Source organism: Microbacterium kunmingense (assembly GCF_023155745.1).
Classification (GTDB): domain Bacteria; phylum Actinomycetota; class Actinomycetes; order Actinomycetales; family Microbacteriaceae; genus Microbacterium; species Microbacterium kunmingense.
In genome coordinates this window covers 340,608-352,403 of record NZ_JAKNUS010000003.1, presented here as the reverse complement: position 1 = coordinate 352,403, position 11,796 = coordinate 340,608, and the positions used below count along the sequence as shown (strand labels likewise).

Sequence of the window (11,796 nt, the reverse complement as noted above, 5' to 3'; positions counted from 1 at the left end):
TCAGTCTGCCGCCCGGCCGTCCGAACCGATCCCACCGAGAGAGCGACCTGTCGTGACCATGCCACTCGTCCTCGGCCAGCCTGCTCTGTTCTCCCTTCCCGACGCCGCAGATGTCCCCGGCGATCTGTCGCTGAGGGAGCGCCGCCTCCTCGTCGGAGCGCTCAACTTTCATGCCCTCATGGCGCCTTCGAGGGAACTCACGGTGCACGCATACGACGGGTCGTGGGAAACCCTTCCGCGGACGACCGACGACGCGACGTTCACGGGATTGTCTCGCGCCTTCCGCCGCCGGCTCTTTTCGCTCGGGATGAAAAGCGAGATCGAGGCCGAGGAGAGGCAACCGCAACCGGGCGAGGCATACGCGACGTCCTTGGCCGAACGCCCCGTTCGCCACATCCACGTCTCGCGAGACGACGTGCTCGCGCACGACCCGCCAAGAGACCGTTCGCCCAACCCGATCCGGCGTGTACTGCGTGACGTCCGTCTTCGTGCCCCGCTTCTTTACGACGAGGCGCGCGACCTGGAACTCCTTCGTCACAGAAGCTACATGCGGCGCGCGCCTCGCCGTCAGTTTCACCAGGAATTCGAGCCGGGCGGGGTCCACGAGGAATTCTCGATCATTCCCGCGCCAACTCCACCAGACGGTGCGCCCCGCGCCGTCATCGTCGGCATGCACTGGTTCGAAATGGGCGGAGCGGAGCGCTGGGCTTTCGAAACTGTCCGTCTCGTGCGCGAGGCAGGGCTGCTTCCCATCGTGCTCAGCAACAGAGAGTCCCACCACCCCTGGCTGGCCCGACCCGAACTCGACGGAGCTCTGCTCATCCCGTTCTCGGAACCGACGGCGCGATCGCAGACCCCAGGCGTCGAGCAGCTTCTCCGCGGCATCCTCCGCTCCTTTGACATCCGCGGCGTGGTCGTGCACCACAACCAGTGGCTTTACGACCGCCTCCACTGGATCTCGGACTCCCGCCCTGACATTCCGATCGTGGATTCGACTCACATCTTGGAGTTCCGCGGCGGTGGTTACCCCATGAGCAGCGCTCTTGTGGAAGAGGTGATCACAACCCACCATGTGATCTCCCCTGCGCTCGAACGATGGATGACACAAACCCAGGGCATTCCTCGGGAGAAGGTCATCATGGCGCCTCTCGTTGGCCTGACGGTCGCGGACCGCTCCGAGGAATTTCGCCGCAGGGACGACGCGGACCCGTTCACCGTCGCCTTCATCGGCCGTATGGCTCGGCAGAAGGCCCCTGAGGTCTTCGTGGCGATGGCGCACCGACTTCGCCGGGCCGGCGTCCGTGTCCGCTTCATCATGCACGGCGACGGCGATATGGCAGGGGCAATCGATCACTTCATCCGTGCCCTGGGGCTGGAAGGCACAATCGAGCGCCGGACATCTGCCGTTCCTGTCGTGGAAACACTGACGGATGCGCATCTCCTGGTCATTCCTTCGCATAACGAAGGACTGACTCTTACGACGTTAGAAGCCATCGCACACGGGGTTCCGGTGGTTTCAACGGACGTGGGCGCCCAGGCAGACGTGATTCCCCCGAGGGCGTTGACGTCTCGAAATGCGCATCGGGCGGTGGGACAGCTGGCCGCGAAAGTCACGTGGCTCGCCCGCGACGAACAGGCCCGGTACGACTTGTGGCGAAGTGAACGAGAGGCAGAGAACACGTTGTTGTCACACCCGTCTGCAACAGAGTGGTTCACGAACGTGGTGACCGCATGGTGACCGTGGCAGCGGTGGTCGTCACCTACAACCGACTCGAGAAGCTGAAGAAGGTCATTTCGTCCATCGAGCGCCAGACGCATGCTGTCTCCACGCTGCTCGTGGTGGACAATGCCTCCACGGACGGCACCGATCAGTACCTGGCGTCCCTCAGCACGACTGTTCCGCTCGTCGTGGTCACGATGCCGGAGAACACCGGGGGAGCGGGCGGATTCACTGAGGGCATGCGACGCGGATACAGCCTCGGAGCTGATCACATCTGGATCATGGACGACGACTGCTACCCGGAGCCCGAGGCGCTGGCCCGACTGGTGGATGGCTTCGACGAGGCCGTCGAGGCCCTGGGACAGGACGTGCCGTTCGCCTGCTCGGTCGTCACTTACACCGACGGCAACATCTGCGAGATGAACAACCCTCTTCCGACGTGGGATTGGGGTCGACTCCTGGTCCAGGGTCAGCGCAATGTCATGGTGACCGCCTGTTCCTTCGTGTCGGTGCTCATTCCTCGGTGGGTTATCGCCGAGTATGGGCTGCCCTATGCGGAGTACTTCATCTGGTTCGACGATCGGGAGTACACGCTACGACTCACTCGCCGTTGTCCCGGCGTGCAGGTTCTAGACAGCGTGGTCGTCCATGACATGGGCGACAACCGCGGCGTGAACTTTGCGATGGTCGACGCGAAGAGCGCCTGGAAGTTCGAGTACGGCGTCAGGAACGAAGCGTCTTACCAGCTCCATCACCGAGGAATTCTTTACTTCCTCGAGTTCGGTGCTCGGCTCTTCGTCAGTCTTCACCGTGGTCGGGTCCCCGTGAGTCTGCGCGCGCGGTTGATGCGCAAGTGGCTGTCAGGCGTGACGTTCAACCCCAGCGTTCGGTACCCGGAGCCTCGACGCTCGGCCGTCCGCGATTCGCTGCTCGTCGACGTGGACTCGTAGGGTGCCGATGGGTTGGTTCGAATTCATCCCGGTCCTGCTCGCGACGTTCGTCCTGCTGTGGTTGCCGGGAATGGCGGTTGGAGCCGCGTTGCGATTGCGGGGCGCCTGGCTCGTCGCCGCGTCGGCGCCATTGACTGTTTCGCTCGTGTCAGTCGCGGCGGTTATCGCGCCGTGGCTCGGCCTTCCGTGGGGACTGCCGCCGGTCCTGGGCCTGACCGCACTCGCTGTTGTCGCGGCCCTGGCGTGGTCGCGATGGGTCACTCCGTGCCCCGTGAGGCTCCCGTCGCGATCATTCGCCACCGCGATCGGTGCAGTTCTGGGTGGCGCAACCATCGCCTTCGTCCTGTTCCGCAGCATCGGTGACCCGGGCTGGATCTCGCAGCGGTACGACAACTTCTTCCATCTGAATGCGATCGAGTTCGTCATCGATACGGGCAACGCTTCACCGCTGTGGCTCGGAAACATGACGTCACCGGAAGGGCTGCCCTTCTATCCGTCGGGGTGGCACGCTCTTGCGTCGCTCATCGTTCAGCTCACGGGCGCGTCTGCGGCATCCGCGACGAACGCTCTCATCTTCGTCATCGCAGCGCTTGTCTGGCCGCTCGGAGTGATGCTCCTGACGAGAACCATGCTGGGGTCTCGTCCAATGCTCGTCGTCGGGTCCGGCGTGCTCGCGGCATCTCTGCCCGCCTTCCCATATCTCCCTCTGCACTACGGCGTTCTGTATCCTCTCTTTCTCGGCCTCGCGTGCGTGCCGGTAATTCTTGCCAGCGCGTTCCGCCTGCTTCGTCCAGGCCCACAGTTCGGGCCTCGCATGTTCTGGGTGCTGATGCTCGTTCTTCTGGTGCCGGGTACGGCCATTGCGCACCCCGGAGCCCTCCTGGCGTTTCTCGCGCTGAGCGTGCCCTTTGTCGTGGGATTCGCAATTCATGGCTTCGTCACGGGCCGTAGCCGCCGATGGCTATGGCTGGTGGCGCTGGGCGGATATGTGGGATTCGGCATCCTCGTGCTGTGGATCGTGCGCCCCCCGCTCAGCCAGATCTACTGGCCGAGAATAGAGCGGTTCCCGCAAGCCATCGGCGAGGTGGTTTCGGCTGCAGTCTATGAATACCCGGCCGCGACTGTCGTCGCTCTGCTCATCCTCGTCGGTGCGTACTCCGCTGTGCGCCGTCCGACGTATGCCCGGTGGATGATCCTCGGTATGGCCGGTATCGGGGCGACGCTCTATGCGATCGTTGCCGGCTCGGACATCGAGACACTCCGGATGTGGTTGACGGGACCGTGGTACAACAACGCTCCGAGACTTGCGTCGGTCTGGGCGGTCGGTGTGGTGCCATTGGCCGTCTTGGGTTTGAACACAGTCAGCCGCTTCGTCGGTCGCCGAATCGGCGCGGTTGCGCTGAGGCGCCGGACGTCGAGGCTGTCGAAAGTGACGCTGGCCGTCGTGGGGGGTGTTCTGCTCGTACTCACTCAGGGGGAGGCCATTCGCCAAGCTGCCGCAGACATTGAGTTCACATACGAACTTCGCGCAGGAGGCCCGATCCTAACTCCGGACGAGTACGCACTCATGCATCGAATATCGGCGCTGGTGCCCGAGGGGGAGGTCATCGCGGCGAATCCCTGGACGGGCGCGTCCTTCGCCTACGGGATTTCGGGACGTCGTGTGCTCATGCCCCATCTCTTGATGGACGAAACGGATGCGGCGCACGTCATCAATACCGAGTTCGATTCGCAAGGTGACTCTCCGCAGGTCTGCGACGCGTTGGCGGAGACCGATGTCAGATTCATCCTCGATTTTGGCCCCGAGGAATTCATGCCGAACGAAGGCGACTACTCGGGGCTCGACGAGCTTGCGAATTCCCCGTTCGTCGAGCTCGTCGCCGAGGAAGGCGAAGCAAGACTTTACCGAGTCGTGTCCTGCGGCTTGGACGAGGTGAACAAGTGACGTTTGTTTCGATCGTCATTCCCTACTGGGGTGAGGTGAGTCTCCTCCAGACGGCGGTCGACAGCGTCCTCGCACAGTCCGACGAGCGATGGAGTCTCACCGTCATAGACGACTGTGATCCGTCGCCGGATGCCGGTCTCCTCATGGGGGGCATCAGTGATCCGCGGGTGCGATATATCAGGAATCCTGTCAATCTCGGCATCACGGCGAATTTCCGCAAGGCGGTGAACGTGGCTGATGGACCCTGGGTGACAATCATGGGTTTCGATGATCGCCTCCTGCCGAACTACGTGAGCACCGTGCTCGCGGCCGCGGGAGAACATCCCGACGCCGACATCATCCAACCTGGCGTCGAGATCGTGGACGGAGATGGTGCCCGCGTCATGCCACTCGTCGACAGGGTCAAGGGGGTGCTGGCTCCGAGCGCGAAACAGACTTCCCATATCCAGGGGGAAGACCTCGTGGCAAGCCTCCTGCGAGGGAACTGGCTGTACTGGCCGTCACTCGCATTCCGGACGGAGACGATCCGCCGCTACGACTTCCGGGACGACCTGGCCGTAATCCAGGATCTCGCCCTTCTAGTGGACATCGCCTTCGACAGCGGGGTACTGGTCCGCACGCCAGCGCCTGCTTTCGTCTATCGACGTCACGACTCCAGCGCCTCCCAACTGGCCCTGTACAACGGGGTCAGGTTCAGCGATGAACGTCGCTACTATCACGACGCCAGAGATCAGGCTCGAGAGGCTGGATGGAAGCGTGCGGAACGAGCAGCCCGGCTCCGTCCGATGTCGCGCCTTCACGCATTGGCTGAGCTGCCGCGGATCCTGCGCAAGGGCAATCGAAAAGCGATTCTCGCCGCGCTTGCTCACATCGCGGGGTGAGCTCGCACTCGCCTCCGCGCCTCGAGCACCGCGCGGATCAGCATGATCCGTGAGCGCAACGCTGGGGCTACTCCACGCGGACGTGATGGCGATGAATTCGAATCGTGTATCCGTCGGAGCAAGGTGGCTGTCTCAACGTGGCGGACGCTGTGTTGCGTGTTCGCGAGGATGGCTAACCAGAGGTCGTGCGACTCGGTCAGAAACCTGGGGAATGGACGAGCCAAGTCGCTGAAGCTCCTCGTCATCGCCATGGCGCAGCCGTAGTACGGAGCGATGCCCAAGAGGATCCTCAGTCGGTTCCAGGTCCACCGCGCAGAGCTTGACGCGCTGAGCATCCAAGGGCGACGGGTGATAGGCGAGGGAAGCGGGTCGCCTGAGTGGAGCAATCTGAGATTCGAGGCCGCGAGATCGGCGTCGTCAAGTGCCCCAAGCAACACCGCCCTGCGGCCGGAGACCCACACGTCATCTTGATCGGCGAGAAAGATGACATCGCCGCGAGCAGCCTCCATGGCTCTTTCGAAAGCTCGGACATAACCGACGTTCTGTGCTCCGCGAATAAGGCGGACTCGGTCGTCCTCGATCCCTTCGACCAGTGACACCGTGTCGTCCGAGCTGGCGTCATCGACGACGATCACTTCATCCTCGACTTCGAGCTCGTCAAGGATCGACCGCAGTTGATCGACGATGAAGCGCGAACCGTTGTAACTCGCCATGCACACGCTAACGCGCGTGGTTGTATTCATTCCCATCGATTCTCAGACGCCCGGTGCGGTGTGCCTGGGCCAGTAGACTCGTCGCAATGCGGTCGCTCATGCTCAGGCTCGCGGGATTCACGGGAGCGCCAATCCTTTCTGCGTTCGCTCCGTTCATCATACTTCCCGTGATCTCTCGGATCGTAGGGGCGGACGGCTGGGCGAACTTCTCAGCGGGGCAGTCGATAGGAATCCTCGGCATGGTCGGGGTACTCTTCGGGTGGGGTATCGTCGGGCCCGTGCGAGTCGCCCGTGCGACCGACGCCCGCGAGAAAGCTGTCGTGCTGCATGAGAGCATTCACTCGCGCCTTGTAACGGCTGTCATCGCATTCCCCGCCGTCGTTGCCGCCACCTATCTGGTGAGCGGCCCCGATTATCGATTGGAATCGATCGCGATCGCGGTCGCGATGACTGCCGGCGGGTTCACCCCCGCGTGGTTCTGCATCGGCGAAGGAAATCCTCGTGGGCTGATGGTGTTCGACGCCCTCCCGAAGCTGGCGGCTTCGCTGGTTGCGCTGCCCATCGTGGCGTTCACCGGCGCCGTGCTCTGGTATCCCGTCCTGCTGCTGGTTCTGACTCTCCCGCTTTACGCAATCCACGCTCGGTCGACAGCGTTCGCCTATATTCGCGCCGACGGTATGAATCGCGAGTTGCGACACGTTCTCCGAACCCTCGCTCCCACCGCTGCGATCGATGCGACCGGTAACGCATACGGTTCCACGGCGATCCCGATTGCCACCGCCGGGCTGAGCCCGACGGACGCGAGTTCATTCGCCTCGGCGGACCGTGCGTACCGTATCGGAATTCTTGCGGTGGTAGCCATCGCGAACGCTTTTCAGGCCTGGGTGCTCGATCCGCATGCCCGCGACGCGCGAGCCCGCAATCGAGCCGCCATCCTCGCACACCTCGGCCTCGGGGTTGCGGGAGGAGCCTCAATAGCCCTCTTCGGACCTTGGGTGACGGGAATTCTGTTTGGGGCGGCAGTCGCTGCACAGGTGCTGCCCAGTATCCTCTTCGGTGTCGCGTTTCTGTGCATCTCAACGGCGACGCCACTCATCCGGAATCTCTTGATCCCAGGACACAGAGTCAAGACTGTACTCGCCGCAACGATAGTGGCGGCCATTGTGGGACTTGCGGTGATGATCAGCGGATCTGCCATCGGATCACCTTCCGTTGTGGCCCTCGGTGTTGCTGCCTCGGAATTCTCCGTCCTGGCCGTTCTTATCATTCCCGCGCTGCGCGAGTATCACCGGCTCCCGCGACGACCGCAGTGACGTCCCTGTGTCAGCGAGGCCGTGGAAGCGGATCAGCTGCCCACCGAATTGTCGCCGCAACTCGTTCGAGCGGCTGAGGCATCTTGCCGCCGCTTCCGCGGACGCCATCCCGGAATCCCGCGCTGAGCAGGCGCCACATCGACCGCCGCGGTCTCGCGAGCGTCAGCACGATCAGGAAATATGCATAGTCCCGCAGGGAATGCCGGATCAGCCGGCGCGTGTGAGTACGCAGGTACCGGCTATCCACGAGTACGCGATTGCGAGCGCGATAGTAGTAGCGGAATGGAGAGCTCAGCATCATCACCCGGGGGACACCGGGAAGACGCGGACCTCTTCGTCGGAAGCGCTGACCCAGTGAATGCTCAAGACGGGCGCCCGGCGCCGCCACGGCGGGCCTCCTAGCATCGAGGCTCCGCAACTCGAACTCGATGTCCACAAGGTCGATGAAAAGGTCCTCGTCCATCGGGCCGAGCGACTTCACGGTCTCGGAATCGAGAAGCATGCCTGACTGAATGACGTCTCGCGCGAGAAGATTCCCGTGTGAGTCGTGCGCGTACGCCTGACGCACCTGTGAGAAATACTCGGGAACGACCGGCCCGGGCGTGACGCCGGTCGAGCACGCGCGGCGGTGGGCTGATGTGAGCGCGTCGACAAATCCGTGCGGCACCCGGGAGTCCTGGTCGAGAGTCACGATCCCGGCGGCGCCGGCATCGATGGCCGCCGAGATGCCTCGATTCAACGCGTTCCCGATGCCCCGGTTGATCTCCGACACCAGGACCATGGCACCGGTCGCCCGTGCCGCCTCGAGCACGGGAGTAGCAGCAGGCTCGCTCCCGTCGTCCACGACGATGACCCCAGTGACTTGATGGCGGATCGATTCAATCGCACTGAGCAGTCCTGAGTCTGGTCGGTATGAGGTGATCACCGCCCAGACGGGCTCCAAAGTCACGGGTCCTGCCCAGCTCGTCCTTCGGTGCTCTCGAGCATTGCGATCCGTGCCTCGAGGCTCTCCAGCTCGGCTCGTGAGATCGCAGCTTCTTCGGCGACCCGCCGGATCTCCTCCTCAGCCTGGGACAACTCCCACGAGAGATGCAATGTCACGCCGAGCAAGAGGACGATAGCCAGAGCGAAGAGCAGGTTCGCGGGAACCTGAACACCCAGCAGCCGCGTCAACCCGAGGAGCAACTCGGGGAAGATGCCGAGTACCAGCACAGCGAGTCCGATGACGAGCCACATCGCCGCGTACTTCTCGCGGAGCTTCCTCGCCAGCAGCATCCAGACGACGATTGCGAGTATGACGAGCGCGAGCCCGATGCCGAAGATGACGATCATGCCTGCGCCCCTCCGGCTACACGCAGCCCAGTGCGTTTGGACCGACGCAGGATCGCAAGGGTGAGCGCGAAGACTGCCCGAAGCAGGTAAGCCGTTGCCGCGAAGGTCCCCTGACTTGGCTGCCCGTGGAGGCGAGGTCGCATCGCTACAGGCACCTGCGTCACGGTCAAGCCCGAGTGGCACGCCGCGACAAGAGAATCGAGGGTGTCGCCGAAGTACTCTGCGGGGTAGTACCTGACGTACTGATCGATTGCCCGCTTATTCGCGGCCCGGAACCCGCTGGTAGCATCCGTCAGCCGGGTGTTCGCCACGCGCGACATGACGCGCGCGAGAAAGATCATCGCCCACCGGCGTGGCCCTCTCACCGAATAGTCTCCGACGTCGGCGAAGCGGGCGCCGATCGAGATGTCGGCGACACTCAACCCGGCGAGGACGCGGTCGATGTCAGCCGGGTTGTGTTGGCCGTCCGCGTCGACCTGGATCGCCGCGTCGTAACCGTGCCGCTGCGCGTAGGTGAAACCTACCCGCATCGCACCTCCTACACCGAGGTTGAAAGGAAGAGGAATGACGACGGCACCGCTTGATCGTGCGACGTTTGCGGTGTCATCGGTTGAGCCATCGTCGATCACAACCACGTCATGTGCGATGCCAGCTGCCCGGATCTCTGAGACGGTCACACCGATGTTTCGCGACTCGTTCCATGCGGGAACGATGATCAACACTCGATAGGGCACAGTGCGACGATCCTATCAACCGCCGGGACGTACCCCCGTTCAGGGGAGTGGCGAACCGACGACGTAAGCCGAGAAGAACTCTGCGGGAAGAGCCTCGATGGGTGGAACACGGCCGTTCCCCAACCTCACGAGCGTCTCCATGGACTGCACGTGGCGAAGCGTCGACTGCTCGACTCGGTAGACCTCGGCAGTGCCCTGGAACTGGACGAACGTCCCGTTTGCCAGGAGGGGTGCCCCGATACCGACCTCATCGACGACGGTCTTCGACCATCGCAGGATGCTCAACGGTCGCTGGCCGTTCAGCGCGGTGAGCTGCTCGTACGTGCGCACGTGTCGCAGTCGCCCCGAATCCAACAGGTAGACCTCGCCCGCAGTAGTCGGTTGCACGAAGTAGGGCGCTCCGGTCGCCACGCCGCCGCGTGGCATCGCGGCGCAGTCAGCCTCGGTCAATCGAACCGCCGTGACACCCGCGGGAACGGAGCCTGACGTCATGCGGGCGCTCCCATTGTCAGCTGCCAGCACCTGCGTGCCGCACGAGACGAAGGGGGTGAGGCTTCCCTCGGCCCTCTGCCAGCCCGCAAGCACGGCGTCGGGCACGACCTGGTAGGCGGCGGCGCCGAAATCGGCCGCAAGAGCGAAGCTGGGAATACGAAGGACCTTCGTGGTCGGCATCACCAGCATCACGTCGCCCGAAGACTGTGCGCGAACGAGGGTATGGGGCTTCAAGTAGGACGCGCCGACCGGTATCGCACCTGCTGGGCCCTGGTCGATGGTGGCCACGTAACGGGAAAGGCCGCGGCTCGCGTACTCCCATGCCGGCCAGTCATAAATGTGGCGTCGTTGCCCAGCCTCGAGGACATAGATCTCGGGCTGTCCGGCGACCTGGATGAAGGAGGCCACATCGGTTCCCGTGGGGAACGCGTCGGCCACTCGGCTGTCCAAGTCGACGTAATCGGCAAACGCGTAGCCGAACATCGCGATCTGGGCGGCGGATGCGAACCGATGCTTTGTCCCGTCCGGTTCCAGCAGGAAGAGAGTTCCGCTGCGCGCATCATGCACGTATCGAGACATCGGCCGCGCCTCGGGGAGGTCATCGACGTACTTGGTCGGGACGCTGGCCACGGCTCCAAGCCGTGTCCGGAGAAGGTTCAGCATCGCCAGATCAGGCACGTGATGCTTCCGTCCGTTCATCACCACGTAGATCTCTGACCGCCCGGTCGCCTGAACGATGGCACCGACTCTGCTTTGCGTACTGCCGAACCAGTCGACGAAGCGCTGATAGAAGTTGCGGTTGCCGTACGTCGAACACCCATCGCCTTGTCCATAACCCGCGCGCAGCGATGCGGCGTTGGGCTGGTAGGGCGTGTAGTAGTAGAGATTCGCCGTTGCCTGATTCTCGATGAAGACAGGAGAAGACCCGCACGAGGCATTCGGGCTGTAACGAACATTCCAGGTCTTCCCCGGCGCGTAATAGGTGAAGTAGCGACCCTCTGTGTAGATCTGGAACTGTCGCGCCGCACCATAGACCTGGTTGAAGAACCCGTAGTACCGGGTGTCGCACGCCGCGGTGTCGGGGCACCCCTGGCCCATGGCGATGGTGTATCGCCAATCCGATGGCCACGTGTGCGTCACGAGACCCTGTTCCTTCTCGAGAGTGACGATCAGGACCTGGGGATTCAGTCCGCACGCCTGCGCCACCTTGGCGATGATGCGAGCCGCTGTCTCCGATGTCTCGCCACGATACTCACCGCAGTATCGGTCGGCGGCTCTCGTCGTGGTGGTCTGGCGGAAGTCCTTCAGGCACACGTACCCGGACTGGCAGGACTTCACCCGTTGCCTGAGGAAGGCGTCGATCTGCGACTCCGTCATCGTGGAGGAGTCGAAGAAGCGGTCGTCCGAAATGATGTTGCCGGGCCGGAACTGACTCAGATCGGCTGCCGGCACGATTCGCGTCCCGGCGAGTTGGCTCGCCGCCTGCGCGTCATCCATGGCGCCCGCGGGAGACGCGAAGAGCAATCCCATCGCTAGCGACGCGGCGGTGAGGATCGCATGCGGTCGGCCGAGCTTCCAGCCGTTGAGTCGAGTCACGCTCCACATTGTTGCGGAAGTTGCCCTGTATTACCACTGTGGTTTTTGTGACTGATGTGACACGCGGTGTTTTTGCGAAAGTCTCAGCCGCCCCTGCCGATCGAGCCCTGTTCAGCGGCT

The 11,796-nt window shown here is 63.3% G+C and carries 10 protein-coding genes; 5 read left to right on the top strand and 5 right to left on the bottom strand.

Annotated elements, in window-relative coordinates; genetic code table 11:
• The first annotated feature begins 58 nt into the window (after positions 1-58).
• Genes MA875_RS06615 through MA875_RS06600 form a run of 4 tightly spaced genes read left to right on the top strand, consistent with a single transcriptional unit; the run spans position 59 to position 5,496 of the window.
• Entirely contained in the window at positions 59-1,738 is a 1,680-nt protein-coding gene (locus MA875_RS06615; protein ID WP_248241376.1) for a glycosyltransferase, read from the top strand.
• Entirely contained in the window at positions 1,732-2,670 is a 939-nt protein-coding gene (locus MA875_RS06610; RefSeq protein WP_248241236.1) for a glycosyltransferase family 2 protein, read from the top strand. The genes MA875_RS06615 and MA875_RS06610 overlap by 7 nt, the downstream gene beginning before the upstream one ends.
• Positions 2,671-2,677: 7 nt before the next feature.
• Positions 2,678-4,615: a DUF6541 family protein gene (locus MA875_RS06605; RefSeq protein WP_248241234.1), complete on the top strand. Its 1,938-nt coding sequence runs from the start codon at positions 2,678-2,680 to the stop codon at positions 4,613-4,615.
• Positions 4,612-5,496 (top strand): glycosyltransferase, encoded by an 885-nt coding sequence (locus MA875_RS06600; protein ID WP_248241232.1) that lies wholly within the window; start codon positions 4,612-4,614, stop codon positions 5,494-5,496. Before MA875_RS06605 ends, MA875_RS06600 begins: the two co-directional genes overlap by 4 nt.
• Here MA875_RS06600 and MA875_RS06595 read toward each other — a convergent pair.
• Entirely contained in the window at positions 5,481-6,239 is a 759-nt protein-coding gene (locus MA875_RS06595; protein WP_248241231.1) for a glycosyltransferase, read from the bottom strand. The two genes, MA875_RS06600 and MA875_RS06595, sit on opposite strands and share 16 nt — an antisense overlap.
• 248 nt (positions 6,240-6,487) lie before the next feature.
• Between MA875_RS06595 and MA875_RS06590 the strand changes: the two genes are divergently transcribed.
• Positions 6,488-7,522: a polysaccharide biosynthesis protein gene (locus MA875_RS06590; protein WP_248241227.1), complete on the top strand. Its 1,035-nt coding sequence runs from the start codon at positions 6,488-6,490 to the stop codon at positions 7,520-7,522.
• A gap of 10 nt (positions 7,523-7,532) precedes the next feature.
• Here the strand turns inward: MA875_RS06590 and MA875_RS06585 are convergent, their stop codons facing one another.
• From MA875_RS06585 to MA875_RS06570, 4 genes are read right to left on the bottom strand one after another with little or no spacing between them, the layout of a single operon-like run.
• Positions 7,533-8,471 (bottom strand): glycosyltransferase, encoded by a 939-nt coding sequence (locus tag MA875_RS06585; RefSeq protein ID WP_248241226.1) that lies wholly within the window; start codon positions 8,469-8,471, stop codon positions 7,533-7,535.
• Complete coding sequence (locus MA875_RS06580; protein ID WP_248241223.1) at positions 8,468-8,854, bottom strand: DUF2304 domain-containing protein; 387 nt, start codon at positions 8,852-8,854, stop codon at positions 8,468-8,470. The genes MA875_RS06585 and MA875_RS06580 overlap by 4 nt, the downstream gene beginning before the upstream one ends.
• Positions 8,851-9,588: a glycosyltransferase family 2 protein gene (locus MA875_RS06575; RefSeq protein WP_248241221.1), complete on the bottom strand. Its 738-nt coding sequence runs from the start codon at positions 9,586-9,588 to the stop codon at positions 8,851-8,853. The genes MA875_RS06580 and MA875_RS06575 overlap by 4 nt, the downstream gene beginning before the upstream one ends.
• A 39-nt stretch (positions 9,589-9,627) precedes the next feature.
• On the bottom strand, positions 9,628-11,676 hold the full coding sequence (locus MA875_RS06570; RefSeq protein ID WP_248241220.1) for a hypothetical protein: 2,049 nt from the start codon (positions 11,674-11,676) through the stop codon (positions 9,628-9,630).
• Between the last annotated feature and the right edge of the window lie 120 nt (positions 11,677-11,796).